The organism is Exiguobacterium sp. s101 (assembly GCF_018617835.1).
Classification (GTDB): Bacteria; Bacillota; Bacilli; order Exiguobacteriales; family Exiguobacteriaceae; genus Exiguobacterium; species Exiguobacterium marinum.
In genome coordinates this window covers 1-26,294 of record NZ_JACSKX010000015.1, presented here as the reverse complement: position 1 = coordinate 26,294, position 26,294 = coordinate 1, and the positions used below count along the sequence as shown (strand labels likewise).

The following is a 26,294-nucleotide window of genomic DNA, read 5'->3' as shown; positions in this document are numbered from 1 at the left end:
TTTAGGTTAGGGAACACCGATATAGTAGGTCAAATCGTGACTTACGACGGTCAGTCATACTTAAGGGAGGCAATCACATGGGGAACAAGAAAGAAGAGCAGTTAAAACAACATACGATTGATAACGAACAACAAGCTGGCTTGACGACAAACCAAGGTCTGAAGATGGCGGAAGACGAATTCTCGCTGAAAGCAGGACGTCGTGGTCCGACGTTAATCGAGGACTTCCATTTCCGTGAGAAGATGACTCACTTCGACCATGAGCGGATTCCGGAGCGCATCGTTCATGCGCGTGGAGTCGGAGCACACGGGGAGTTCCAGGTGTATGAACCGCTTGCCGAGTTCACCAAAGCGGATTTCTTGAATGACCCTTCGAAGACAACACCCGTATTCGTCCGTTTCTCAACGGTTCAGGGGTCACGCGGTTCCAGTGACACCGTTCGGGACGTCCGTGGATTTGCGACGAAGTTCTACACAGACGAAGGGAATTATGATTTAGTCGGGAATAACATCCCGGTCTTCTTTATCCAAGATGCAATCAAGTTCCCGGACCTCGTCCACGCCGTGAAACCTGAACCACATACGGAAGTGCCGCAAGGGGGAAGCGCGCACGATACGTTCTGGGATTTCGTCGGACAAAATCACGAGACCGCTCATATGATCATGTGGGCGATGAGTGATCGGGGGATTCCGCGTAGTCTACGCATGATGGAAGGGTTCGGGGTGCATACGTTCCGTCTCGTAAATGCTGAAGGGAAGGCGCACTTCGTCAAGTTTCATTGGAAGCCAAAGCTCGGGGTGCATTCACAAGTATGGGACGAAGCCCAAAAAGCAGCCGGGAAAAATGCTGATTTCCACCGTGTCGACCTGTATGAAGCCATCAATAAAGGCGACTACCCAGAATGGGAGCTCGGACTTCAACTCATCCCTGAAGAAGACGAGTTCAAATACGACTTCGACATTCTAGACCCGACCAAACTGTGGCCGGAAGAAGAAATCCCGGTGAAACTCGTCGGGAAGATGACCTTGAACCGAAACGTCGACAACTTCTTCGCGGAAACTGAGCAAGTCGCGTTCCACCCGGGTCATCTCGTTCCAGGAATCGACTTCTCGAACGATCCGCTCTTGCAAGGTCGTCTGTTCTCATATACGGACACGCAACTTTCGCGTCTCGGTGGACCAAACTTCCACCAGATTCCAATCAATATGCCAGTTTGTCCGTTCCACAACAATCAGCGGGACGGGATGCATCAAATGGCCGTCCATAAAGGTCAGACGAGCTATCACAAAAATGCGCTCAACAACAACCAGCCGGAACCCGTACCGGCCGACCAAGGTGGTTTCGAGCATTATCAAGAGAAGGTGGACGGGCATAAGATTCGCGGCCGTAGCGACAGCTTCCTTGATTTCTATTCACAGGCGAAGCTCTTCTACAACAGCATGACCGATGTCGAGAAGCAACATATTCAAGACGCCTGTAGTTTTGAACTCGGAAAATGTGAGTCCGACATGGTGAAAGAAAACGCCGTCGATTTATTGAATCGGATCGATCGTCACCTCGCCGAAGTCGTCGCGGACAATTTAGGGGTACAAGTGCCAGAAGAGAATAATGAGGTCCAGTCAGATAAGAGCTCCCCTGCCCTCTCGATGGCCAACACGATTAAAAAACCGAACACGAAGAGTGTCGCCCTCCTCCTCGCCGGTGACGTGGACGCGAATCAGGTGAAACAATGGGTGCAGACGCTCGCCGACCACAATGTCAACTATAGCCTCGTCGGAAAAAAAGCGCATATGCTCGGTGATTTGAAAGTAAAAGAGACGTATGACACAGTCGACGCGAGCCTCTTCGATGCCGCTTTCTTAGTGAGCGCCGCAACCTCGGTCGAAGATGATGTCCTCGAGTTTATCGAGAACACGTATAAGCACTATAAGCCGCTCGCCTTGCACGTGCATCACAAAGAGGCACTCGCCACATGTCGCGTGAAGACAGACCAGCCTGGCGTCTTCACGTTTGACGAGCACAACCTCGATGGATTCGATGCGTTCATCGATGGGATTGCGACAGCCCGTTTCTGGGACCGTGCCTAACGACGTTACTTTACTCGACTCGATTCCCGAGTCGAGTTTTTTTCATGTCTGTCATTCAGTGCATGTAGTGCATCATCTCAGACAATCTTAATTTGATTTGGTATACTCTTTTAGTTATGTTTATTAACTATTCAACTTTGAAGAAAAGGAGGCGTCGTGTTTGATGCATCAACCTATTCAAAAACTGTGGACGCGAGACTTCTTGATCATCTCGCTCATCAACTTCTTCCTGACGCTTATCTTTTTCTTATTGATGGTCACAATCGGAGTGCATGCCGTCGAGTCGTACGGAGCGACGACGAGTCAAGCAGGACTTGTCACCGGTATCTTCATCATCGGAACGTTGACCGGACGATTATTCATCGGTCGACTCATTGATTCGATCGGTCGGAAGAAGACGCTTTATATCGGGCTCGTCTTTTTCACCACCACGATTTTATTGTACTTCGTCCATTGGGGCATCGGCTTCTTATTGCTCACCCGGTTCGTTCACGGTCTCGGGATGGGATTATCGAGTACGGCAACCGGGACCATCGTAGCGCAAATCATCCCTGCGACCCGGAAAGGTGAAGGCATCGGCTATTACAGCATGAGCTCCACTCTGGCGACAGCCATCGGGCCATTCATCGGGCTTCTCCTTAGCCAATATACGAGCTTTACGGTCATTTTCGGACTTTGTTTTGTAATCGGGGTCATCAGTTTGGCGAGTACGTTCTTTGTGAATGTACCAGAAGTCGATACTCCTGAAGTCGTTCGTGGCTTCTCATTGAAATCATTCGTCGAACCGAGGGCGTTACCGATTGCCCTCATCATCGGCATGGCCGCACTAAGCTACTCGAGTGTCTTGTCCTATATCAACTTTTATGCAAGTGAACTCGACTTGATTGAGGCGGCAAGTATCTTCTTCCTTGTCTATTCGGTTGCAGTACTCTTATCACGTCCAATCACTGGGAAATTGATGGATGCGCGCGGAGCAAACGTCGTCATGTATCCAGCAATCGCCATCTTTGCCGTCGGGCTTCTTGTGCTCAGTCAAGCAAGCAGTGGCTGGATTCTTCTACTCGCAGGTGCTTTGATTGGACTAGGTTTCGGAAATATCCAATCTGGTACACAAGCGATTGCCGTTAAGGCTTCACCACCCCACCGGATGGGGATGGCGACATCCACGTTCTTTATTGCGCTCGATGCAGGTCTCGGGTTTGGACCTTATTTCATCGGACTACTCATTCCGTTGACCGGTTTCTCGACGTTATACCTGATTCTCTCTGGCGTCGTTCTCTTTACCATTTTCTTGTATTACGTTATGAATGGACGGAACGAACAAAAACAACTGAACGAAGCTGCCTGACAGGATGTATATGCATCCTGTCTTTTTTTGAAAGTTCACACATTTCTGTGGTGGATACGTTAAAATAAAAATGACGTGTAAAAAATAGAATGAACGAAATGAGGGAGACGAGATGAAAGCTGACCATACATTTCAATCCAACGCATCGATTTTACTACGGACGTTCGATAAAATTTCAGACTATGTATTCTTTATGGAAGTTGATGGTTCAGCTTATCGATACGTCTTCGTGAACGAACCCGGAAAACGTGCAATCAACTGGTCGGATGAGGATATCGGGAAGAAGATTGATGAACTCGTTCCGACTGAGACGGCCGCTCTCATCTCACAGTATTACGATGAAGCAATCCGAACAAAAAAGAGTGTCGTCTATGAAGACTATCTTCTTGCTGACTCATTTTATACGGATACCGTAGAGGCGAATGATGTGTTGACGCTTCCACTTCATTACTTCGAGTCAGAAGTAACTCCGATTTTTGATGATGAGGGAATCTGCACACATATCGTCTCCGTCGTTCGTGAAGTGACAGAACGAAAACGTCGTGAGCTCGAACTCTCAATCCTGAAAGATCATCATGAGTCGCTGCGACGGTATTCTCCCCATGGCATCTTTGTGCTCGATCATCATCTAAACATTAAATCAGTCAACCCGGCCGTCACGGCCATCACGGGTTATGCGGAACAGGACATGCTTCACCATCCGTTCCTGCATTGGCTTCCCGAGAGTGAACGGTCTCGAGTACGGAAAGGATTACAATTCACGCTTTCTGGGATTCCACACAAATATTCCGTTTATGCTGAACATCAATCCGGTGAACGACTCGACTTGTCCGTCCTCAACATTCCAATCGAGGTCGGTGGTAACATTACCGGCCTATTTGCAATCATCATCGACTTGACGCCCGAGAAGAACGCCGAACGTGCTATGGTCGAAAGTGAACGCCGCTATCGTCAACTGATCGAAACGATTCCAGAAGGCATCATCGTCCATCAAGACGGGAAAATTATATACGCGAACGCGATGGCGCTCGCCACAATTAGTGAAACTTACCTCGAGAGTGAATCGATTTTTTCATTCATCGCAGAAGAGCATCATCTATCCACCCGTAAACGACTCTCATCCCTTGAACTTGGAGGCCCTGTGAAGGATACAGAAATGGCCATCGTGACGCCGAGTGGAGACAAGCTCCAGATGGATATCAGTAGTCTCCTCATCGACTACGAGGGCGAAACGGCCGTCCTAACGATTTTACGTGATGTCACGGAAAAACGTGAAATGGAACAAGCCTTGAGACAAAGCGAGTTACAATATCGATTGATCACAGAAAACATGAGTGATCTCGTTTGTATGTTAGAACGGGACGGTACCGTTCGTTATGCATCCCCTTCCCACCGTACCGTGCTCGGCTTTGCGGCCGGGTATTACGAAGGGAAGAATACGCTCGACTATATCCATCCTGACGACATCCATATCGTCAGGGAGCAGTTGAAAGAAAGACAGCAACAGGACATCTCGTTGACACTTGAATTCCGTCATTTTCACGCCGATCAGCGCTGGATATGGCTCGAAACGAAAATACAGGCCATCTGTGATGAATCTGGACGTCTCCTTCACTACTTGACGGTCAGCCGTGAAATCATGCAGCGAAAAGCACTCGAGAAACAATTGAAGCATTTGGCGTATCACGACACGTTGACGGATTTGCCGAACCGCCGCTTCTTCCTCGCCTATCTCGAAGAAGAGATTGATCGAACCGAGTTCGAACAGGGCGAATTGGCCGTCCTCGCACTTGACGTTGACCGCTTCAAACAAATAAACGATACGTTCGGTCATGATGTGGGTGATGAGCTCTTGCGCCAACTCGCACGTCGATTGACATCCGTGCTTCGAAAACAAGATATGATCGCTAGACTCGGAGGTGATGAATTCGCCGTGCTCATTCGCTTCAACGACCTCTGTTCTCTACATCGTGTCGCAGAGAAAGTCATCCAGGCATTGCAACGTCCATGGGAAATTGACCATCATACATTCATCACGACTTCAAGTGTCGGGGGCGCTCGTTATGTGAAAGGCTTGTCGACCAAACAGTTATTAAAACGCGCCGACCTTGCTCTCTACGAAGCGAAAGCTGGCGGACGAAACCAATATGTACTCGCAAAGGACCACGAATGAGTGGTCCTTTTTTCACGTGAAACATAAAAACCGAACGATTAAATGTATTTATCAAATTATATTCATATTTAAGTTAATTTATTTAGATACCCTTTGACTTTGTGTTCTATTCACGTTATATTACCGAATGGGCGAAGTTTTTTTGTTATTTAAGACTTTAATGTTCGTGAATAGGGGTATGACATATGGATAAAGTATTTGATTATGAAGATATTCAATTGATTCCTGCAAAATGTATTGTCGACAGTCGTTCAGAATGTAACTCGACCGTCGAGCTTGGTGGCTTTACTTTCCGTTTACCGGTCGTTCCGGCTAACATGCAGACGATTATCGATGAAAAAGTAGCACTGATGCTGGCTGAGAACGGTTACTTTTACATTATGCATCGCTTTAATCCAGAGACGCGTCTTGCGTTTATCCAAGATATGCATGAGCGTGGATTGTATGCATCCATCAGTGTCGGGGTGAAGAAAGAAGAGTATGCCTTTATCGAGATGCTTAAATCGACCGGTCATACGCCAGAATTCATTACGATCGATATCGCACACGGACACTCAAATGCGGTCATTCGAATGATTCAACACATCAAACACCATCTTCCCGGCTCATTCGTCATCGCCGGGAACGTCGGGACGCCAGAGGCTGTTCGCGAATTAGAACACGCCGGAGCGGATGCGACGAAGGTCGGAATCGGACCCGGTAAAGTATGTATCACGAAAATCAAGACTGGGTTTGGTACAGGGGGTTGGCAATTGGCTGCACTGCGATGGTGTGCCAAGGCAGCGACAAAACCGATTATCGCGGATGGAGGGATCAGGACACATGGTGACATCGCCAAATCGATTCGCTTCGGGGCTTCGATGGTCATGATTGGCTCGTTATTTGCCGGACACGATGAATCACCGGGGGAAACGTTCGAGCAAGACGGGAAACAATTGAAAGAGTATTTCGGTTCGGCTTCCGAGTTTCAAAAAGGTGAGCGGAAAAACGTCGAGGGGAAAAAGATGTTTGTCGAACACAAAGGGGCACTACAAGATACATTGACCGAGATGGAGCAAGACCTCCAATCGGCGATTTCTTACGCGGGTGGTGACAGTCTCGAGGCATTGCGCACAGTAGACTATGTCATGGTGAAAAACTCAATCTTCAATGGGGATAAAGTATATTAATAAAGGCGACCTCGTGTCGCCTTTTATAGTTCTTTCATCATCATGTAGTAGTCCAATCCAGGTGGGTAGTCCGGTAGCACAACCGCGACCGTATAACCGAATCGTTCATAAAACGTTTTTGCTTGAAACGAGAACGTCGTCAACTTTACACGCGTCGCACCGAGCGACTTCGCTAACGCCTCCCCTTCTACAAGTATTTGACTACCGATGCCTTGACCATGAAAGTCTGCATCAACCCACAGGCGATCCAAATCGAACCATCCCCAATACACACTCCCATACAATCCGGCGATCACCTGTCCTTCTTGTTCGATTTTTAACTGAATGAGCGGCACGTTCGCTTCACGTATATCACGATGATGAATCGAATGAACGTTGTTATACTCACGCAATTGAGTGGTCAAAAACTGTTGGAACGTCTCGTCCTCCTCGTGAATTCTTGTGATGATATGTGTCATCTTCCCATCGTCCCGTTCACAAAAAACGTAATCAATTCTTTCTCTTCTTCATCGATTTCACGATTGACGAGTGAAGCGTATGACCGAGTGATTCCATCGATATTTCCTGGGAAATCATTTGATATGGTGGCGATTCGTCTTAATGCGAGGCAATCTTCTGCGAACGCTTCACGACTCACCATCTCACCATGTGACCAAACGATTTGTTGGGCATCGAATGTCTCCAACACATCCAACAATCGAAGTGTCTCTTCCGGTGTCATCCGCCATGTCGGAGCGTATAGATTTGCGTATAACGCGTCTCCCAAAAATAAGATTTTTTCTTCTACAAAATATAAAATGACAGCGTCTTTTGCATGGTCTCCCCCGACATGTTTCAACACAACGTGAACCCCACCAAGGTCGAGCGTCAGTGATTCTTGAAACGTCAGCGTCGGCAACACAATCTGGATGTCGCGTGCGTCCCCGTATTCTTCTCGGATCGCCTCCGCACAAAATGCGATTTCATTCCCTTGCGCCACCCGTTCATCAAGAGACGCATCGTCCCAATCGTACGGGACGAGCTTCTCCATTCCTTGTTTTGTCGCCTCACTTGCAATCGATACCACCCCTTCTAGGACCGGTAAACCAAAGATGTGGTCCCAATGCCAATGTGTCAATGCGACCATCGAAGGCGCACGGAGGCCTTGTTTTTCTAGCTGTTCTAAAAAGAATGACGCGTGCGACACAGAATTACCAGCGTCAATGAGCAGCGTATGCGTATCGCCGACAACGGCACCGAGAATCGGTCGGTCTGTACGGTCGACAGGTGTCATGTACCAAAAACGTTCCGAGTGCTTGATCAAAGTTTGCATGAATAAATAAACTCCTCTTCTACTAAATCAGTTAAAGTCCTCACCATCTGAATATACATCGTACCGGAACCATTGATTGCCCCCATTGTTTTTTGCAATGTGCATGGCCAAATCGACTTGATGAAGAATCGCGTCGATCGTGTCACTACTTTGCACCATGGCGACCCCGACACTCGCCGTAAGATGAATCACTTCTCCATTCGACGCAGTTATTCCCTGGGAAATAACTTCATTTATATCTTTTAACCTGCGGGGAGGGCCATCCTGAATCACAATGAATGCATTATCAGAAAATCGATACACCTGACCACCAACACGCTGTACAAACTCATGTAATCGTTGAGCCATCTCAATTAACATTTCATCCCCGATCAAATGACCGAATTGATCATTGATTCGTTTAAAATCGTCTAAATCAATTAATAGTAATGTAATCGGTTGCGAGCGCTGCAGTTGCTTGTATAAATCAGTCGTGAGGGTGTGACGGTTACATAGTTTCGTCAATTGATCCTGTTTCGCGATATGAACCATCTCGCGTTGTTTCCGTTCTTTTCGAATCCCACTCTCCATCCATCTCGCGAGCAATCGTATCGTGTCGGTCAATTCCTGAAGGGTATTCTCGTCAAATTGATCATTTAAATTCCCTTGCTCCGCCAATAAAACAATCCAGCCAAACACTTGATGATTATGTGTCAGAGGAAAACTGATGAGCGTGGTGAATTCGATGCCGTCTACAATAAGTTCGCCTTCTTGTAGCGTTTGTGAACCGACTGTCGTCAGTTGATGGAGGGATTGAAGTTCTTCTTCTCCCCACGTCAAACGGGATACCCCATTCTCTACCAAGAGTCGGTTGAAAGTCTCAATCGAGAAGATGACCGCATGTGAATAACCGACCCATTCCAATAGAATCTCTTGAACCCGCTCCAATTGGTCTTGAAATGGCAGGCGTAATGCCGTCGCTTCATACAATGCTTCTACAACTTGCTGACAATTGATTTGTCGCCTTAAAACTTCTGTATGCTCAATTTCTGTCATGACCCAATGCGCAAACGATTCAAGTGTTTGTAGATTTGCTTCCGTGAACGTTCTCGCCTGCTCGTCGACTACACAAAGCGTACCGATGACATGACCTTGTTTTGTACGAAGGGGTACACCTGCATAAAACCCAATACGCTCGAGCCACGGACTATCGCTCTCAATCGCTTCTGACACGACATCTTCAATGACGACCGGACGCTCGGATGTGATAACCCGATTGCATAACGTCCATTCTCGTTTAAGATGCGCAGATTCGAGTTCAATCCCGACACATGATTTGAGCCACTGTTGATCCGTCGTCATGATGGAGATGAAGGCGACCGGCATCTGTAAAGTTTGTGCGGCCAAACGTGAGATTCGGTCATAACGTTCCTCTTGAGGTGTATTTAAAATCTCCAATCTCAGAATCGCTTTTAAGCGTTTTATTTCACGATCGTCTAGAGAAGGTTGAAGTAACTGTGACGGCTGTTCGATTTTCGACAACATCGCTTGATGGGAATATAAGATATCGAGCGCTTCATCCAAGTCTCCGAGCGGCATCGGGCGACTAAAGAAATAACCTTGAATCTCATCACAGCCGAGTTGACGTAAAATACGATATTGTTCTTCCGTCTCGACCCCTTCTGCCGTCACCTCTAGGTCTAATTTTTTTGCCAGCGACACAATCAGTTTGACGATTTCATATTCTTTTAGTCCACTCTCTTGATCGAGTTGAGCAACGAACGATCGATCAATCTTGATTCCATCAATTTCGAATAGCTTCAAATAATTTAAAGAGGAGTAACTGACTCCGAAATCATCAATCATCAGTCGAAAGCCTTGCTGTTTTAACGATTCGACTATTTTGATCGTAGCGACTGGTTCATGCATTAACGTGTGCTCTGTCACTTCAAACTCAAACTGTTCAGGTGGAAGACCGTACGATGCAATGATGGAAACGAGTTCATTCATATGGTTCTCATGAAACAAGTTCGGCGACACGTTCACGGCCACACGGCGCCCTTCAAATTGCTCGGGATGTGTTGACACCTCTTGGCACACCCGATTCAGGACAAACTGTGTCACGTCCTCAATCAGTAGCGACTGCTCCGCAACCCGTATGAACATTTCAGGAGAAACAATACCGAGCACCGGACTTTCCCAACGAATGAGCGCCTCAAAATGAATTGCTCCATCCATCGATACTTTCGGCTGATACACCATGTACAGTTCGTCTTGTTTGAGTGCTTTCACGAGTTCCGTCTCAATCATGATTTCATCGATATAGCGTTGTACGTACTCATCGTGCTCATATAAACGAATCGTCTGACTCCCAGTCTGCCGCGCCTCGAGTAAAGCAGTCGAAGCGTTCATAATGATACGGTCGGCGTCTGTCGTCCCCGCTCCGATTCCGATACAACTCGATAATGGGAATTCTGCCTCCGCAACTTGGTAGGAATGACTCGCAATCACATCAAGCAAATGTTCAGCATACATATAAGCGATTTTAATCGGCACATATGGCAGAACCGCGATGAAGTCCTCGCTGTCCACCCGACCGATGATGGACCCTTTTGGAAGTGTGTTCGCCAATTGACGTGTGATATCTTTAATCAACTGATTCGATCGTTCTACCCCTTGAAGTGACATCATCATCTTGAAACGATTGATGTGCAGACGTATGACGCTCGTTTCTTCTGAACTCTGTTGCTCGAACAATTGATCGAGCTCCAATTTCACTTTCATCAAATTCGGCATTCCCGTCAAATAGTCCATGTGCTCGATACTTCGAAGTAGTTTAATTTCCGCCTCTTCCGATAAATCGGTCGTCAAGCTAAGTATATAACGAACCGTCTCCGCCTCATCCTCGATTGGTACAAGCATAGACGACGCAAATCGGGCCGTATTGGATTCGATATTCATCTTCGACATGAAATAGACCGGGTCGCCTGTCTCAACGACCGAATCATAATGCTCAATCAGCTCATTGGCCACCTCTGATTGATACATTTCATGTAAATAATGCCCTTCCACATCATCCGGGAGTGAAGAAGCAAGTTTTGCCTGATTGCTCACGTGAACGTAACGATAGCCCTCATCTGACACTTCCATTAGAAATACCATTCGATACAAACGTGTGAACAACTCGAACAGATAATGTGGGTCCCCTTTCATCCGTTGCATCGTATCCCTCCACCCGTTCCTTTTTCTTATAGTGTAGTTGGTTTCGTGCTAAGTATGGAGAAAACCTTTGAAAAAATGGGAAAACGTTTTTCGTCCGTACAAAAAAACACCTTCCCTGTCTTGAGAAGGTGTCTGTCGGATTAAAGCAATTCGTTTGCCAATAGGCGATAGACGTTTAATCGGTCCTCTTGCTTATGCTGAATACTACAGATCATCGCTTCATCGAAGCCGTAACGTTCCGACTCATCGCGCAACTGTTCCGCGATTTGTTTCGGCGTCCCCACGAGGTGAATCGCCCGGTTGTTGGCGATATGAATTTTATCGACTTCCGTGAGCGGATAATCATGGGCCGCTTCCGGACTCAATAGCTGTCGCAACTGCCCTCGCATCAAGAAGAGACGAGACAAATCAGAAGGTCGAGCCAAATACTCAGCCTCTTCTTCCGTTTCCGCCGTCGTCACCAAATACGTGACACTGATATCCGGTTTTTCCATAAAGTCAGACGGTGTGAAGTGATGACGATACGTATCGAGCGTCTCGGCGCTCAATTGGCCATTGAAAAATTGAGCGAACGAATAGCCAAGCCCCATCCGTCCAGCTTGAATGGCACTGTTCCCACTCGAACCGAGTAACCAAGCCTCTGGAAGGGTGATGCCTGTCGGCGCAGCCGGCGTATTCTTATACCAACGTTCTTCAGGTGCCTCGTCTTTAATCAATTGAAGCGTCGTATCTAATTTTTCATAAAGCCCATCCATCATCGGCTTTTGTCCCTGTGACATCGCATAAATCGCGTTCGAGTCACCTCCAGGTGCACGTCCGACACCAAAGTCGATTCGCTCAGGCGCAAGTGCACTGAGCGTCTTGAACACCTCCGCCATCTTGAGTGGCGAATAGTGCATCATCATGATGCCACCTGAACCGAGACGAATCTTGTTTGTTTTGGCTGCCAGATAGGCTGTGATGACCTCAGGAGCCGAACTAGCGAACGACATGCCTCCATGGTGCTCCGCCATCCACATGCGGTAATATCCTAACTCTTCTGCGACTTGTGCAAGCTCGACCGCACTTTTCAGCGCATGTTCTCCCGTATGACCCGACGTGACCGGCGCCTGATCTAACACACTCAATCTCATCATGCATTCTCCTATCTCTATAATGAAGTTTCTAAATATCTTGATTTTTTGGACTCGCCGTCATCATACTAAATGGCTCTATAGAATACGAATGTTTTGCCTAGTCAACATTCAATATTTTTAGAAAATTCACGCATTTGGTTGATAGTACCTACTCATATTTTTTATACTGATAAAGAAAGAGGTTTTAATCGTGGCTTGATGTGTAATGGGGATAGATAGACAGCAAAAACATTTCGGGGAAATGAGGAATGCATCATGAATGGTTCATCAACACCAGACGGAAAGAAATTTTTGAGTCGAGACTTTTTTAAGTTTTTGATTCCATCGCTCATCGGCATTATGTTTTTTATCGTACCAATCTCATCTGAGGAAGGTTTCACGATTCCAATCGCCTTCTTATCCAATCTATTGATTGATTGGATTGGCGGCATCGTACCGGCACTCGCCGTCATCATGATGGGAATCTCAATCCTTGGCTCGTTGTTATTATTTACGGCACGTCCTGCCTTTATAGTGGAACGACCATCAATCAACGCACTGTTTAGCGTGACACCGTTTTGGTTCGTCATGCGCATCATCGGTTTCATCGCCGGTGTCATGACGCTACTCGCGGTCGGACCAGAGATGATCACGTCGGAATTTACGGGTGGCTTGCTACTCTTTGATTTGATTCCAATCTTGTTTGCGACATTCTTTTTTGCGGGTATGTTGTTACCGCTCCTATTGAACTTCGGACTTCTCGAGTTCGTCGGCACATTCCTGATGAAAATCATGCGTCCGTTGTTCCGCTTGCCAGGACGCGCTTCCCTCGACTCGCTCGCGTCATGGGTCGGAGATGCAACGATCGGGATTCTACTTACGACAAAACAGTATGAAGAAGGTTATTATACGAAACGAGAGGCATCCATTATTGCGACGACATTCTCCGTCGTCTCCATCACTTTCACAATCGTCGTCCTGCAGTATATGAGACTCGATCAATACTTCCTGCCGTACTACGGTGCCATCATTTTATCAGGTCTAGTCGCAGCCCTCATCATGCCGCGAATTTATCCGTTATCTAAAAAAGCGGATACTGCTTATGAGGAAACCGAGCTTCAACCGGAAGAAGATGTTCCGGCGAACATGTCGCTCGGTAAATGGGCGCTGACCCAAGCTTTGAAGAAGTCACAATCAAGTAAGAGTTTCTTGGAAACATTAAAAGATGGTTTTAAAAACGTACTCGATATGTGGATTGGTGTCCTTCCGGTCGTCATGGCTGTCGGGACAATCGCTGTCGTCATCGCCGAATATACACCGTTCTTCACAATTATCGGAAAGCCGTTCGAGCCGATTTTAATGTTCCTACAAGTGCCGGAAGCGGCAGCGGCCGCACAGACGATGGTCGTCGGTTTTGCGGACATGTTCTTGCCGGCCGTACTCGGAAGTGAAATCGAGAGTGAAATGACGCGTTTCGTCATCGCCACGTTGTCCGTCACCCAGCTCATCTATATGTCTGAAGTCGGGGGCTTGTTGCTTGGTTCGAAACTCCCAATCTCGTTCTTCGATCTCGTGTTGATTTTCTTGTTACGTACATTCATCACACTTCCAATCATCGTCGGAATTGCACATCTTGTGTTTTAACGAAAACGACGCCCTTTCTCTTTTATGAGATGGGGCGTCCTTTGTATACTAAAAGAAAAGGAGGGAAATCTAGATGGAGCACCCATTCGCAGGACAACTCGAGGTCGCAAACAACGGTTATGCCGGGATCATCGACCCGGAAGCTTATGTGAACGATCGTTACCATGGACGCTGGACATTAAAGCGCTCTGTACAGATCGAAAGCGTGCCCGTCTTGCTCCAACGACAATTCGAGAACGGAAAGAACAACTGTACGTTGACATCGATCACCGCCATCTTCCGCTTTTATCGAAATCACGGATTCACTAATATTCCAGACGATGTAACGCAGATTCAGGAGGATATGCGCGAGATTGCCTTCAGGCACCATTTCAAAGATGAGAAAGGGACGCCACCGACTCAAATCGCCACCATCATCACGAAATTATGGAAACGATACGGGTATGACGGTCGAGGCAGTTCCCGCTATCTATGGAAGTGGTCGACGTTCGAGCGGGAACTGAAAGCGGGTCGACCGTTCGTATTAAATATGGCGAACGGCTTCTATAAGAATCATTCCGTCACGGGGGTCGGCTATTTACAGTTTGAAAAACGGGGATTTCCCGACGTCGTCTTGTTGGCCGTGCTCGACAACCGGTCGAAAGACGTGCGCTATATCGACTTCAACGAATTCAACTTTTGGGGAAGCATCACGCGCGTCCATCCACCAACCACTCGTCCGTAATCGTTTCAATCGCTTGACCGATTTTTAAAAGATGCTCGCGCTTGGCGTATGACCCGTAATGTAGCCCGTTTGAGTCATACCCATTCCCGAGCCCGACGAACACTTCTGACGGCTTCATATGGAGGCCAATCATCGGGATACCTGATTCATGACGTCCGATTTCATAAGTGACGGCAGGATACGTAGACAGACTTCCTATTGTTGAAAACTCCTTCAAGGCACGACAGTTGTCTCGCCCGAGCACGATGATACGGCTCGGTTTAATATACGCAATCGTCCGCTCCAACAATTCGATTGAGGTCGGATGCTCCATCCAGTCGCGCCCCGTCCTCATCTTCCCCATCTGTTCATACGTCGCAAATTTAAAAAAATCGACGTGGATGACAGCGTTAGGGTCGTCATAAAACGACCGCCCCATCTCGTTGAGGAGCGCCTCGAGTTTGGCGCCACCTGGTTTCCCGAACCAGCTCGTCGTCGCGCGACCCGACTCGAAATAGACCGATGTCCGTTCGAGCGTTTGTTGCAGCGCCTCTTCATTTCCGAGGTAATCTTCAAACGAGAGTGTGTCCCGCCAATAGAACTTTTGGGCTTGCCCCATTCTCGGCGTCCCGTCACGATGTAAAAACTCGCCGCGGGACGGATTCGTCCCGATTGTCAGCCATTGATTCGGACCAGGTCGACCGTACCAAAGGACAGGTGATGCCTCTGGAATCAATTCTTTCCCGAACGTTGTATCGCACAGTGCCTGTTGAAATCGGATCGCATCTTGTAACAGTCGTAGTACCTCCATGTCATCCCTCCTCTCCCGTTCGTTTCCCGCTTTCGAGAGTTTATAAAATGCGTTATAGTGAGAGGACGAAGCCAAATAAAGGACGTGTACACATGCGCATCAATAAATTCATCAGTGAATCAGGCAAGGCGTCCCGTCGCCAAGCCGACCGTCTCGTCGAAGAGGGACGCGTCACCATCAACGGGAAAAAAGCAAAAATCGGCGACCAGGTCAAACCGGGCGATGAAGTCCTCGTCAACGGTTCTGTCGCACGGGTTGCCCGAAACAACGTCTACATCGCCGTCCATAAGCCGGTCGGGATCACGAGTACGACAGAGAAAAAAGTAAAAGGGAACTTGGTCGACATGGTCAACCACCCGCTCCGCATCTTCAACATCGGTCGTCTTGATAAAGACTCGGAAGGTCTCATCCTCATGACGAATGACGGCGATATCGTCAACGAGATTCTCCGGGCAGAAGGCGAGCATGAGAAAGAATACATCGTCTCGGTCGATAAGCCGATCACACCGGAGTTCGTCGAGCAGATGGAAGCTGGCGTCAAAATCCTCGGACAGAAGACGCTACCGTGTAAAGTCCGTCCGCTTTCAAAGTTCGACTTCAACATCACGCTAACGCAAGGACTCAACCGCCAAATCCGTCGGATGTGTGAGGCGCTCGGCTACGAAGTGTTCCGCCTCCAACGTGTGCGTGTCATGAACATCACGCTCGGGAAACTCCCACCTGGACAATGGCGCGACCTTTCGAAAAAAGAACGGGAGCAGTTGTTCCGCGAATTAAATTACGAACCGAAAGAATGGTACTAAAATAAGCCTAGACGCGCGTCTAGGCTTGTTTTTTATTTCGCTGTCACTCCACCGTCTACCGGAAGTTCGATTCCGCTAATATGATTCGCCTCGTCTGACGCGAGGAATAGAACGGCTGCCGCCACTTCATCCGCTTGTCCGAGATTTGGCAATGCGATTTGATTCAGGAAGTGCTGTTTATAATCCGGGTGCTCCATATGTGGCGCACTCATCGGCGTCACGATATACCCTGGGTGTACCGAGTTGACGCGAATGTTTTGTTTCCCGTAATCGACTGCTGCTGCTTTCGTAAGAGAACGGACAGCACCTTTTGAGGCCGTGTATGCTCCGGCACCCGCCATACCGGTTAATGCAGAGATCGAGGAGATGTTGACGATTGATCCTCCCTCATTCTCGGTCATGAGCGGAATCGCATATTGTGTCCCTAACATGACGCCATCGATGTTGATGCGATACGTCCGTGCCCAGTCCTCTTCTGTCTGTTCCAAGAACGGTTTCGCAAGTGCGATTCCGGCATTATTGACGAGGATATCTAATTTGCCACACGTCGCTTCCACTTCTGCGAATACATCTTCCCAGCTCGAACGCGATGTCACGTCATGCTTCACCGCGATGGCTTCACCGCCTTGTGCACGAATCGATTCGACCACGCTGTTTACACCTTGTTCATTGATATCTGTCGCGACGACCGTCGCTCCTTCTTTGGCGAATAGACGTGCCGTCGACTCTCCCATACCGCTTCCTGCCCCTGTGATGACCGCTACTTTCCCCTGTAAACGCATTGTCCCAGCTCCATTCTTTAAATTATGATAGTCTAACTATCATAATCATAATTGGATGTGACATTAATCTCAACGAAACTGCTCGAAGACGATATACTAAGGACAGACAATGAGGTGATGGAATTGAGTAAACGACAACAAAACAAAGAAGAACGGATTCAACTGATTATCAAAGAGGCAGAACGCTTATTTTTAGAGAACGGCTTTGAGAAAGTTCAAATGCAGGATATCGCGGATGCGGCAGGAATTGGGGTGGCGACGCTATTTCGCTACTTCCCGAAGAAAGACCAATTGATTGTCGCAGCGGCAGTCAAGAATCTACAACCGACACTCGAGCGATTTGAACAATTTATGCATGAGAAGGGAAACGCCTATGAAAGGCTCGAAGCCATCTTGAACCACTTTTTTGAGATGCAGTTGGAACGGGCGAACCACGCCCGTTTCCGAGAGGCGTTTGAAAGCTATGCATCGTTCGTCGCCACGCCCCTTCCTGGGATCGAGACTTATATTGACGTGCAGCGACAAATCATGCAGACGCTCGAACCCTTGATTGAAGACGGGAAACGAGACGGATCATTCCGCTCGGATATCGATGTGAAGGTGACCGTCGTCACAATCATCAATACGTTCGGGACGTTCGGAAACAACATCATGTTGAAGTCACATATCAGTTATTTAGAAGATGATATCGAGACGGCCGTACAATTGCGTGCGTTGAAAGAGATGTTACTCGCATCCATTCGGGCATAAGAAAAGCCTCCCTTCGCTTGAAGGGAGGCTAATTGTATACATAAAAATGAGCACCTCTCACTAGAGGTGCTCTCGAAAGTCTACCGCGACGGACCACGCTCCACAACGTGCTCCTCAAGGGAATGTCCGCCGTCTTACATAGACCAGCTCATCGCATGTACTCAACTATATGCGAAACCTACGTCCTCGTCAATCTTTTCTTCAATCTCGGTTGACATCTTCCTAAAAATTAGGATAATTAAGAGTGTTAGCACTCTTAATTATAGAGTGCCAAAATAAAGACATCAAAAGGAGAACGATCATGACAAAGAAACAGTTTCAAACGGAATCGAAACGAATTTTAGAGTTGATGGTCCACTCAATTTATACACATAAGGACATTTTCTTGCGCGAGCTCATCTCGAATGCGAGTGACGCCATCGACAAGATGTATTACCGTGCCCTCTCCGACGAAAGTATCGAGTTCAACAAAGACGATTACTTCGTCAAAATCGAACTCGACAAAGAGGCGCGGACGATCACGATTCGCGATACAGGGATTGGGATGACAGAAGAAGAGCTCGAATCGAATCTTGGAATTATCGCCAAGAGTGGCTCACTCGCCATGAAGCAAGCGACGAAGATGGAAGAAGACCATAGCCTCATCGGCCAGTTCGGAGTCGGATTCTATTCTGCGTTCATGGTCGCTGACCGTGTGACCGTACGGACTCGCTCGATTGACAGTGATCAAGGCTACGTATGGGAGTCAGAAGGCACAGACGGCTATTCAATCGAGTCGACAGACAAGGCGGACATCGGTACAGAAATCACGCTCCACTTGAAAGCAGACACTGAAGATGACGCGTACTCGTCATTCCTTGAAGAGTATGAGATCCGTTCGCTCATCAAGAAACATTCGGATTTCATCCGTTACCCAATCAAACTCGATGTGACGAAACATCGTCAAAAAGAGGACTCAGAAGAGTACGAGGACTATAAGGAAGAAGAGACCGTCAACAGCATGGTACCGATTTGGCGGAAGCGTAAGAGCGAGTTGACCGATGAGGATTACAAGGCGTTCTATCATGAGAAACGCTACGGCTTTGATGAGCCGCTCAAGCACCTCCACTTGAACGTCGACGGCACGATCCGGTATCAGTCGATCCTCTATATCCCGTCAACGGTCCCGTTCGACTATTACACGAAAGAATTTGAGAAAGGACTCGAGCTCTACTCGAACGGCGTGTTGATCATGGAGAAGTCACCGGATCTCTTGCCGGACTACTTCGGCTTCGTCAAAGGAATGGTCGACTCAGAAGACCTCTCACTCAACATTTCCCGTGAAATGTTGCAACAGGACCGCCAGCTTCGCGTGATCGCCAAAAACGTGAAGTCAAAAATCAAAGGGATGCTCGAGAAGATGCTCCAAAATGAGCGTGAGGACTATGAGAAGTTCTATGAATCGTTCGGTCGCCAATTGAAGTTCGGCGTGTATGACCAGTTTGGCGCAGCGAAAGACGAATTGAAAGACTTGATTCTTTTCCATTCTTCTCACGAGAAGAAACTCGTCTCGCTCAAAGAGTACGTCGAACGGATGAAAAAGGATCAGAAATACATCTATTATGCGACAGGCGAATCGATCCATCGCATCGATCTCTTGCCACAAGCGGAGCGCTTGAAGGAAGAAGGATACGAGATCCTCTACTTCACAGAAGAGATTGACGAATTCGCGATCAAGATGCTTCAGTCATATGACGATAAAGAGTTCAAATCGATTGCGAGCGGTGACCTCGGTCTCGATGACGCGGAAGCGCAGTCGCTCAACGAAGACAACCAAGACTTGTTCACCTTCATGAAACAAGAACTCGGGGACCGCGTCAAAGAAGTTCGTGCCTCGACACGCCTCAAGTCACATCCGGTCTGTCTGACGGTCGCCGGCGACGTCTCAATCGAGATGGAGAAAATTTTGAACGCGATGCCAAACGGCGGGGGTATGAAAGCGGAGAAAGTGCTCGAAGTGAACGCCGACCATGCCATCTTCCAGACACTCCAACGTGTATATAAAGAAGATGAAGCGAAAGCGAAACAGTATACAGACCTCTTGTATCAACAAGCCCTCCTCATTGAAGGATTACCGATTGAAGATCCGGTGGCGTATTCGAATGCGGTGTGTGCGTTGATGGCGGAGTAACGGTGAAGACAGAGGGGGACCTCTGTCTTTTTCGTTTTTAGCAAAAAAGCATGATACACTTTAAACAAATGAAAATTTTGGGAATGAGGTGCTTTATGCTATTCGAAAAAAATAAAGTGTATAGACGTTCTTCAATTCACGATCAATACGGGGGTAATCGACAAAGGGGAATCAGTCCATCAGCAAAGCACGATATAATTTTTATTTTTGATATGAAACATAGTAGCTTTGATTATGCTAATCGATGGGATGAAAAAGAGGGGTTGTATTATTACAATGGGGAAGGACAAGTCGGTGATCAGACATTCACTTCTGGTAATAAAGCTCTTTTAAGACATATTGAAAGCAATAAAGATGTGTATTTATTTGAAGAAATAGGAAACTCTATGTATCGCTTTGTTGATCAGATGATTCTAATTGGGTATGACATTCAATTTGGGAGTGACAAAAATTATCAACAACGTGAAATTATCGTTTTCACATTTGAACCTATACACTCAGTTTTTGAAGGGGCCCGTCACTTTTTTGAGAACATGAAATACAAGACATTAGATGAACTTCATCTCATCGCACAACAAAATTTACAAAAAGTAAATGGGTTAAGCACAACTACCCGAAAGCAACAAATTCGCGAACAGTCAGCAGCTGTCTATTATAGTATTTTTGCTCGTGCAAACAATCACTGTGAAGCTTGTGGTTCACAATCTCCTTTTGAAACAGAAGATGGTCCATACTTAGAGTTACATTCGTTACATTCAGACTCTGATCAAATTATATTGCGTCCTGGTTTAGGAGCTGCTGTTTGTCCTAATTGTCATATGCGTTTGCATAAAGGAAAAGATCGTAGTCAATATAATAAACAATTAGAGATGAAAATTATCGCTAAACTTATTGAAAATATCGATCGTCCTTAATCAAACATATTAGGGACGTTTTCAATGGCAATTGATAATCCATGTCTCTATTTCGAGAATATGAAATACATTTTAATACTAAAAATTTATTTTATCGATGATTTATTTTTTAAAAATAAATATATAAAAACAAAAAAACAATTCTATTGTAATCGTTTTCTTCCCTTTCATTAAGACAAATGCAGATAATTCGTTGATAAGCCTCATACTTTCAAAGCATGCAAACGCCTTGACAATTCCAGCTCGTTATATGAAGTTAGTATTACATTATAATTATTCTAGTCGAGATAGAAACGCTAGAGTAAAAAACAAGGAGGACATAACCCATGTCATTAATCGGCAAAGAAGTACTACCATTCAAAGCACAAGCATTCCAAACAGGTGAATTCCTCGAAGTTACTGAGAACGACCTTAAAGGTAAATGGAGCGTTGTCTGCTTCTACCCAGCTGACTTTACATTCGTCTGCCCAACTGAACTTGAAGACCTTCAAAACGAGTACGCTACACTCAAAAACCTCGGTGTAGAAGTTTACTCTGTCTCTACAGACACACACTTCACACATAAAGCTTGGCACGAAACATCTGAGAAAATCGGAAAAATCGAGTACATCATGATCGGTGACCCATCACACGTCATCTCACGCAACTTCGACGTCTTGAACGAAGAAGACGGCCTCGCAGACCGTGGTACGTTCATCATCGACCCAGACGGTGTCATCCAAACTGTCGAGATCAACGCTGGCGGCATTGGCCGTGACGCGAGCACGCTCGTCAACAAAGTCAAAGCAGCACAATACGTACGCAACAATCCAGGCGAAGTCTGCCCAGCGAAATGGGAAGAGGGTTCTGAAACACTCCGCCCAAGCCTTGACCTCGTCGGTAAATTGTAAGGAGCGATTACATGTTAGAAGCAGCGATTAAACAACAGCTCGACCAATATCTCCAGCTCATGGAGGGCGATGTCGTCCTCCGTGTGAGCGCTGGGGAAGACAACGTCTCAAACGAGATGCTCGAGCTCGTCAACGAACTCGCCAGCATGTCATCACGCATCTCGGTCGAACGCGCGACACTCGAGCGTACACCGAGCTTCAGCGTGAATCGTCCGTCTGAAGAGACAGGAATCGTCTTTGCGGGGATTCCACTCGGACATGAGTTCACATCACTCGTCCTCGCCCTCCTCCAAGTGAGCGGGCGCGCACCGAAAGTCGATGCGGACACGATCAAACAGATCCAAAACATCGAAGGCACGTATCACTTCGAGTCATACATCAGCCTCAGCTGCCACAACTGTCCTGACGTCGTGCAAGCGCTAAACGTCATGAGCGTCCTCAACCCGAACATCACTCACACGATGATCGATGGAGCCGCGTTCAAGGATGAAGTGGAAGCGAAAGAAATCATGGCTGTCCCGACGGTCTTCTTGAACGGAGAATCGTTCGGTAACGGTCGGATGTCACTCGAAGAGATCTTGGCGAAACTCGGTACAGGCCCGGACGCCTCTGCATTCTCGGATAAAGACCCATACGACGTCCTCGTCGTCGGTGGCGGTCCAGCGGGTGCGAGTGCTGCCGTATACGCGGCTCGTAAAGGAATCCGTACCGGGATCATCGCAGAGCGCTTCGGTGGCCAAGTGATGGACACGATGGGTATTGAGAACTTCATCGGTACCGCTTATACAGAAGGTCCAAAGCTTGTCGCAAGTCTTGAAGAGCACGTCAAAGAGTATGGCATCGACGTCATGAACCTCCAACGCGCGAAGCGTCTTGAGAAAAATGACCTCGTCGAGATCGAACTCGAGAACGGTGCTGTCTTGAAGAGTAAGAGCGTCATCCTCTCAACCGGTGCACGCTGGCGTAACGTCAACGTCCCAGGTGAGGCGGAGTTCAAAAACAAAGGGGTCGCTTACTGCCCGCACTGTGACGGACCTCTCTTCGAAGGGAAACGTGTCGCGGTCATCGGTGGCGGTAACTCTGGGATTGAAGCGGCTATCGACCTCGCCGGGATCGTCAAGCACGTGACGGTCCTCGAGTTCGCTCCTGAACTCAAGGCCGACCAAGTGCTTCAAGACCGTCTCCACAGCCTCCCGAACGTGACTGTCATCACGAACGCTCAGACGACAGAAATTACGGGCACGGACAAAGTGAACGGCATCTCGTATGTGTATCGTGAGACGAACGAGTCACATCATGTCGAACTTGAAGGCGTCTTCGTCCAAATCGGTCTCGTCCCGAACACGGACTGGCTCGACTCGGTCGAACGCAACAACTTCGGGGAAATCGTTGTCGACCGTCATGGCGCGACGAACATCCCAGGTGTGTTCGCGGCAGGAGACTGCACGAACAGCGCCTACAAACAAATCATCATCTCGATGGGTTCTGGTGCGACAGCCGCACTCGGCGCCTTCGACTATATGATTCGCAACTAACACAAAGACTCGCTCTCATCCTAGAGGGCGAGTCTTTTTTTACAGTTCAAACGTTTTCCCCGAGTCCGGGATGAATAAAATCGATTCTCCGCTTCCTGCTTTAAACCGATATCCTACTCGAGGTTTAAATGGATTCCATTCTCCCCCGGTCGTCGGAACGTTTTCCATATACGTCACGTCATTGTACGTTTTGCCCAACGTTTCTTCTGCTTCCGCTACCGAATAACTCGGTACGGATAACACGATTCCTATACTTACGCTGATCACTCCAAACGACACAGCCCATCGAATCGATGTCGGCTTTCGAAATTGGGTCATGACTAATAGCGTGATCATCCAGCCAATCGGTACCCCGAACGTCGCCGCATTCCCATACCATTGCGCATTGATCGTCAATAAACTGGCGATCACCACACCTCCAAGCATCCACCACCACTTCATCCACATCACCTCCCTTTCATTATCCTAAAATAAGGAAATAATTCAACATCTTTTATTCATATTGATGTATGATAACTTATAGTGTATGATATACAGTATAAAGATAAACGAATGAAGGAGGCGAAAAAATGTCCGATATAAAAGCCTCATTAGCGACAGAGTTGCGACGCGGCACGTTGACGATTGCGGTGCTCAGCCAGTTGAAGACACCTCAATACGGCTATTCTCTCGTTCAAGCGCTACTTGATGCCGACATCAACATTGACCAGAGTACGCTCTACCCCCTCTTGCGTCGACTTGAAAAACAAGGACTCGTCACGAGCTCCTGGGACACAACGGAGAGTCGACCACGAAAGTACTATGTGCTCAGCCCGGACGGATTGGATATTTTGAATGAGTTGTACGTGGAATGGATGAACATGTCGAAAACGTTGACCCGTTTGATTGAAGGAGGAAATGATCATGAATCTTCGTGATGTGTATATTGATGAAGTCACCTCTCGAATTCCTGAGTCGATGCGGCAAGACGTCGCACTCGAATTGGAATCGATCATTGATGACATGACTGGGAATGACCCGTCTGAAGCGGCTTTATTTGAAGCATTGCGCCAACTCGGCGATCCTCATATTCTCGCCGCTCGCTATGCGAACCGACCGCTCCACCTGATTGGCCCGGCCCTTTTCACACAATACGTGAACGTCATCAAAATCGTCTTACCGATTGCCGTCACGGTCATCACAATCCTCTCCATCATCGGTTATCTGAACAACTCGACCGACGACACGTCTTGGCTTCCATTCTTGATTCAAGGATTCCTTCAAATCGGGGCGGCCATCTTCAACGTTGTCGTCCAGACGTTATTTTGGATCACGCTTACGTTCTTCATCATCGAACGCACTGTGCCTGAAGGTGAAGTCCCCTTCTCTAGTTGGAAACCTGAACAACTCAAGAAAGTGAAACCACGTTCGACCTCGATTTCTTTTGGTTCCATCTTGTTTGACTTTGTCGCCACCGTTTTGATGGTCGTATTGTACGTCAACGCCGAGCAGATGATTCGAGTCGTCATGAATGGTAAATCCTATCCGTTGTTGAATCCGTCTGTCTTGGATCGATTCCTCCCGTTTGTCATCGCCTTGGCCGTCTTTGGGATCGCCATCGCTATTTATAAATGGATGGTTCGACACTGGACGAAGCCGCTCGCCTTGTGGAACGCCCTCTTCAATGTGATGTGGATTGTCGTCACGGCGCTCATTTTACTGCAACCTGATTTGATTTCATCCGATGCCATTTCGTTGATTGCCGATCAAATCAATATCGACATCGAAACGATTAGTCGCTGGGCCGTCTGGAGTGTATTGCTCACCATCATCATCGTGTGTATCATTGATTTAGGTGAAGGTTTCTACAAAGCATTTCGGCGTTGATCTCACATTCAAACGTTTCATTTCCCAGGAAAGTGGAATACGGGACTAGAGAACGGATTTTGAATGGGGAGGCATTTGATGGGTATTCCAACAATCAAGTTACATGACAGCCATGAGATTCCAGCCATTGGACTCGGGACGGTTTATTTGAAAGGTGAGGCAGGGGTCGACGCCATCACATGCGCCATCCGGAACGGATATCGACTAATCGATTCGGCAATTCGTTATGACAATGAAGGCACGGTCGGTGAAGCGGTTCGTCAATCCGGCATTCCGCGCGAACAGCTTTTCTTAACATCTAAATTGCGCGCGCAATATTATGACTATGACCAGGCACTCGAGATGATTCGGGAGTCCCTTTACCGAGCAAATCTCGACTATTGGGATTTGTTCCTCTTGCATTGGCCAAATCCGAAGCAGGATAAATACGTCGAGGCATGGCGTGCCTTGATTCAAGCGAAGAAAAATGGATGGATCCGCTCTATTGGGGTATCGAACTTTATGCCGGAACATCTTGACCGTTTGATTGAAGAGACGGGAGAAACACCGGTCATCAACCAAATCGAGTTGCACCCGTACTTCTCGCAAGTCGAACAGCGGAAAGCCGATAAAGAACGCGGCATCATCACAGAAGCGTGGAGCCCGCTCAGTCGCGCCCGCACGGTCATTCATGACGAGAAGATCACCGAGCTCGCCAAACAAAAAGGAAAGAGCGTGTCTCAAGTCATCTTGCGTTGGCACGTGCAGCTTGGTGTCATCCCGCTCGCCCGCTCGTCTAGCGAGTTGCACCAAAAAGAGAATCTCGACGTCTTCAACTTCGAATTGACTGAGGAAGAGATGGAGACGCTCAATGCGTTGACGAAACCGGATGGTCGCATCGATGACCAAGATCCAAGTGAATACGAAGAGTATTAAAAAAGATTGTGCCTTCGTGAACTGCCCCATAAAAGTTGGACATGAAAAATCCAACTTTTATGGGGTGTTTTTTATGACCAAATATTCAAAGGCATTGAAAGTCCAA

At 47.5% G+C, this 26,294-nt stretch carries 22 protein-coding genes; 15 read left to right on the top strand and 7 right to left on the bottom strand.

What is annotated here, in order from left to right; genetic code table 11:
* Window positions 1-77: 77 nt before the first annotated feature.
* The 4 genes from KNO76_RS11935 to guaC all read left to right on the top strand — a co-directional run bounded on the left by KNO76_RS11935 (window position 78) and on the right by guaC (window position 6,777).
* The gene (locus KNO76_RS11935) at window positions 78-2,087 is read left to right on the top strand and encodes a catalase (RefSeq protein WP_214885699.1); all 2,010 of its coding nucleotides are present in this window, start codon (window positions 78-80) and stop codon (window positions 2,085-2,087) included.
* A 163-nt stretch (window positions 2,088-2,250) separates the two neighbouring features.
* The gene (locus KNO76_RS11930) at window positions 2,251-3,435 is read left to right on the top strand and encodes an MFS transporter (protein WP_214885697.1); all 1,185 of its coding nucleotides are present in this window, start codon (window positions 2,251-2,253) and stop codon (window positions 3,433-3,435) included.
* Between the two features lie 112 nt (window positions 3,436-3,547).
* The gene (locus KNO76_RS11925) at window positions 3,548-5,608 is read left to right on the top strand and encodes a PAS domain S-box protein (RefSeq protein ID WP_214885696.1); all 2,061 of its coding nucleotides are present in this window, start codon (window positions 3,548-3,550) and stop codon (window positions 5,606-5,608) included.
* Window positions 5,609-5,793: 185 nt separating this feature from the next.
* The gene (gene guaC / locus KNO76_RS11920) at window positions 5,794-6,777 is read left to right on the top strand and encodes a GMP reductase (protein WP_214885694.1); all 984 of its coding nucleotides are present in this window, start codon (window positions 5,794-5,796) and stop codon (window positions 6,775-6,777) included.
* A 23-nt stretch (window positions 6,778-6,800) separates the two neighbouring features.
* Here guaC and KNO76_RS11915 read toward each other — a convergent pair whose 3' ends face one another.
* The 4 genes from KNO76_RS11915 to KNO76_RS11900 all read right to left on the bottom strand — a co-directional run bounded on the left by KNO76_RS11915 (window position 6,801) and on the right by KNO76_RS11900 (window position 12,423).
* A complete protein-coding gene (locus tag KNO76_RS11915) occupies window positions 6,801-7,235 on the bottom strand; it encodes a GNAT family N-acetyltransferase (protein WP_214885688.1) in 435 nt (144 codons plus the stop codon).
* Window positions 7,232-8,089: an MBL fold metallo-hydrolase gene (locus KNO76_RS11910; protein ID WP_214885685.1), complete on the bottom strand. Its 858-nt coding sequence runs from the start codon at window positions 8,087-8,089 to the stop codon at window positions 7,232-7,234. The genes KNO76_RS11915 and KNO76_RS11910 overlap by 4 nt, the downstream gene beginning before the upstream one ends.
* Before the next feature lie 27 nt (window positions 8,090-8,116).
* Window positions 8,117-11,290 carry an EAL domain-containing protein gene (locus KNO76_RS11905; RefSeq protein WP_214885683.1) on the bottom strand — a complete coding sequence of 1,058 codons (3,174 nt, stop codon included), beginning with the start codon at window positions 11,288-11,290 and terminating at the stop codon, window positions 8,117-8,119.
* 140 nt (window positions 11,291-11,430) lie between these two features.
* Window positions 11,431-12,423, bottom strand: a complete 993-nt coding sequence (locus tag KNO76_RS11900) for an LLM class flavin-dependent oxidoreductase (protein ID WP_214885681.1) — start codon at window positions 12,421-12,423, stop codon at window positions 11,431-11,433.
* Between the two features lie 258 nt (window positions 12,424-12,681).
* Between KNO76_RS11900 and KNO76_RS11895 the strand changes: the two genes are divergently transcribed.
* Together KNO76_RS11895 and KNO76_RS11890 are read left to right on the top strand one after the other, a co-directional pair.
* Window positions 12,682-14,049: a YjiH family protein gene (locus KNO76_RS11895; RefSeq protein ID WP_214885678.1), complete on the top strand. Its 1,368-nt coding sequence runs from the start codon at window positions 12,682-12,684 to the stop codon at window positions 14,047-14,049.
* 73 nt (window positions 14,050-14,122) lie between these two features.
* Window positions 14,123-14,773, top strand: coding sequence for a C39 family peptidase (locus tag KNO76_RS11890; RefSeq protein ID WP_214885677.1), 651 nt, complete (start codon window positions 14,123-14,125; stop codon window positions 14,771-14,773).
* Here the strand turns inward: KNO76_RS11890 and KNO76_RS11885 are convergent.
* Window positions 14,739-15,563 (bottom strand): hypothetical protein, encoded by an 825-nt coding sequence (locus tag KNO76_RS11885; protein ID WP_214885670.1) that lies wholly within the window; start codon window positions 15,561-15,563, stop codon window positions 14,739-14,741. The two genes, KNO76_RS11890 and KNO76_RS11885, sit on opposite strands and share 35 nt — an antisense overlap.
* Window positions 15,564-15,655: 92 nt before the next feature.
* Between KNO76_RS11885 and rluF the strand changes: the two genes are divergently transcribed.
* Complete coding sequence (gene rluF, locus KNO76_RS11880) at window positions 15,656-16,366, top strand: 23S rRNA pseudouridine(2604) synthase RluF (protein ID WP_015880301.1); 711 nt, start codon at window positions 15,656-15,658, stop codon at window positions 16,364-16,366.
* Between the two features lie 32 nt (window positions 16,367-16,398).
* Here the strand turns inward: rluF and KNO76_RS11875 are convergent, their stop codons facing one another.
* Window positions 16,399-17,148 carry an SDR family NAD(P)-dependent oxidoreductase gene (locus KNO76_RS11875; protein WP_026824673.1) on the bottom strand — a complete coding sequence of 250 codons (750 nt, stop codon included), beginning with the start codon at window positions 17,146-17,148 and terminating at the stop codon, window positions 16,399-16,401.
* Window positions 17,149-17,271: 123 nt separating this feature from the next.
* Between KNO76_RS11875 and KNO76_RS11870 the strand changes: the two genes are divergently transcribed.
* The 5 genes from KNO76_RS11870 (at window position 17,272) to ahpF (ending at window position 23,407) form a co-directional block, all read left to right on the top strand.
* On the top strand, window positions 17,272-17,898 hold the full coding sequence (locus KNO76_RS11870; protein ID WP_214885668.1) for a TetR/AcrR family transcriptional regulator: 627 nt from the start codon (window positions 17,272-17,274) through the stop codon (window positions 17,896-17,898).
* Between the two features lie 301 nt (window positions 17,899-18,199).
* Entirely contained in the window at window positions 18,200-20,068 is a 1,869-nt protein-coding gene (gene htpG / locus KNO76_RS11865) for a molecular chaperone HtpG (RefSeq protein WP_214885666.1), read from the top strand.
* Between the two features lie 95 nt (window positions 20,069-20,163).
* Window positions 20,164-20,982, top strand: coding sequence for an SRA domain-containing endonuclease (locus KNO76_RS11860; RefSeq protein WP_214700820.1), 819 nt, complete (start codon window positions 20,164-20,166; stop codon window positions 20,980-20,982).
* A gap of 326 nt (window positions 20,983-21,308) precedes the next feature.
* Window positions 21,309-21,872: an alkyl hydroperoxide reductase subunit C gene (ahpC, locus tag KNO76_RS11855; protein WP_015880295.1), complete on the top strand. Its 564-nt coding sequence runs from the start codon at window positions 21,309-21,311 to the stop codon at window positions 21,870-21,872.
* An 11-nt stretch (window positions 21,873-21,883) separates the two neighbouring features.
* Entirely contained in the window at window positions 21,884-23,407 is a 1,524-nt protein-coding gene (ahpF, locus tag KNO76_RS11850; RefSeq protein ID WP_214885665.1) for an alkyl hydroperoxide reductase subunit F, read from the top strand.
* A gap of 39 nt (window positions 23,408-23,446) precedes the next feature.
* Here ahpF and KNO76_RS11845 read toward each other — a convergent pair whose 3' ends face one another.
* Window positions 23,447-23,848, bottom strand: a complete 402-nt coding sequence (locus KNO76_RS11845) for a hypothetical protein (RefSeq protein ID WP_214885664.1) — start codon at window positions 23,846-23,848, stop codon at window positions 23,447-23,449.
* Between the two features lie 128 nt (window positions 23,849-23,976).
* Between KNO76_RS11845 and KNO76_RS11840 the strand changes: the two genes are divergently transcribed.
* From KNO76_RS11840 to KNO76_RS11830, 3 genes are all read left to right on the top strand, one after another.
* Window positions 23,977-24,324, top strand: coding sequence for a PadR family transcriptional regulator (locus KNO76_RS11840; RefSeq protein WP_214885663.1), 348 nt, complete (start codon window positions 23,977-23,979; stop codon window positions 24,322-24,324).
* Window positions 24,311-25,273, top strand: a complete 963-nt coding sequence (locus KNO76_RS11835; protein ID WP_214885662.1) for an HAAS signaling domain-containing protein — start codon at window positions 24,311-24,313, stop codon at window positions 25,271-25,273. Before KNO76_RS11840 ends, KNO76_RS11835 begins: the two co-directional genes overlap by 14 nt.
* Window positions 25,274-25,351: 78 nt before the next feature.
* Window positions 25,352-26,188 carry an aldo/keto reductase gene (locus KNO76_RS11830; RefSeq protein WP_214885660.1) on the top strand — a complete coding sequence of 279 codons (837 nt, stop codon included), beginning with the start codon at window positions 25,352-25,354 and terminating at the stop codon, window positions 26,186-26,188.
* The last annotated feature ends 106 nt before the right edge of the window (window positions 26,189-26,294 follow it).

What these genes read in the sequence shown, in the direction of transcription:
- KNO76_RS11895 (WP_214885678.1), top strand. Translation starts at nt 12,682, where the DNA reads ATGAATGGTTCATCAACACCAGACGGAAAGAAATTTTTGAGTCGAGAC.
- KNO76_RS11875 (WP_026824673.1), bottom strand. Translation starts at nt 17,148, where the DNA reads ATGCGTTTACAGGGGAAAGTAGCGGTCATCACAGGGGCAGGAAGCGGT.
- guaC (WP_214885694.1), top strand. Translation starts at nt 5,794, where the DNA reads ATGGATAAAGTATTTGATTATGAAGATATTCAATTGATTCCTGCAAAA.
- KNO76_RS11910 (WP_214885685.1), bottom strand. Translation starts at nt 8,089, where the DNA reads ATGCAAACTTTGATCAAGCACTCGGAACGTTTTTGGTACATGACACCT.
- KNO76_RS11915 (WP_214885688.1), bottom strand. Translation starts at nt 7,235, where the DNA reads ATGACACATATCATCACAAGAATTCACGAGGAGGACGAGACGTTCCAA.
- KNO76_RS11860 (WP_214700820.1), top strand. Translation starts at nt 20,164, where the DNA reads ATGCTATTCGAAAAAAATAAAGTGTATAGACGTTCTTCAATTCACGAT.
- KNO76_RS11830 (WP_214885660.1), top strand. Translation starts at nt 25,352, where the DNA reads ATGGGTATTCCAACAATCAAGTTACATGACAGCCATGAGATTCCAGCC.
- KNO76_RS11930 (WP_214885697.1), top strand. Translation starts at nt 2,251, where the DNA reads ATGCATCAACCTATTCAAAAACTGTGGACGCGAGACTTCTTGATCATC.
- rluF (WP_015880301.1), top strand. Translation starts at nt 15,656, where the DNA reads ATGCGCATCAATAAATTCATCAGTGAATCAGGCAAGGCGTCCCGTCGC.
- KNO76_RS11905 (WP_214885683.1), bottom strand. Translation starts at nt 11,290, where the DNA reads ATGCAACGGATGAAAGGGGACCCACATTATCTGTTCGAGTTGTTCACA.
- KNO76_RS11935 (WP_214885699.1), top strand. Translation starts at nt 78, where the DNA reads ATGGGGAACAAGAAAGAAGAGCAGTTAAAACAACATACGATTGATAAC.
- KNO76_RS11835 (WP_214885662.1), top strand. Translation starts at nt 24,311, where the DNA reads ATGAATCTTCGTGATGTGTATATTGATGAAGTCACCTCTCGAATTCCT.
- KNO76_RS11845 (WP_214885664.1), bottom strand. Translation starts at nt 23,848, where the DNA reads ATGAAGTGGTGGTGGATGCTTGGAGGTGTGGTGATCGCCAGTTTATTG.
- ahpC (WP_015880295.1), top strand. Translation starts at nt 21,309, where the DNA reads ATGTCATTAATCGGCAAAGAAGTACTACCATTCAAAGCACAAGCATTC.
- htpG (WP_214885666.1), top strand. Translation starts at nt 18,200, where the DNA reads ATGACAAAGAAACAGTTTCAAACGGAATCGAAACGAATTTTAGAGTTG.
- KNO76_RS11900 (WP_214885681.1), bottom strand. Translation starts at nt 12,423, where the DNA reads ATGAGATTGAGTGTGTTAGATCAGGCGCCGGTCACGTCGGGTCATACG.
- KNO76_RS11925 (WP_214885696.1), top strand. Translation starts at nt 3,548, where the DNA reads ATGAAAGCTGACCATACATTTCAATCCAACGCATCGATTTTACTACGG.
- KNO76_RS11885 (WP_214885670.1), bottom strand. Translation starts at nt 15,563, where the DNA reads ATGGAGGTACTACGACTGTTACAAGATGCGATCCGATTTCAACAGGCA.
- KNO76_RS11840 (WP_214885663.1), top strand. Translation starts at nt 23,977, where the DNA reads ATGTCCGATATAAAAGCCTCATTAGCGACAGAGTTGCGACGCGGCACG.
- ahpF (WP_214885665.1), top strand. Translation starts at nt 21,884, where the DNA reads ATGTTAGAAGCAGCGATTAAACAACAGCTCGACCAATATCTCCAGCTC.
- KNO76_RS11890 (WP_214885677.1), top strand. Translation starts at nt 14,123, where the DNA reads ATGGAGCACCCATTCGCAGGACAACTCGAGGTCGCAAACAACGGTTAT.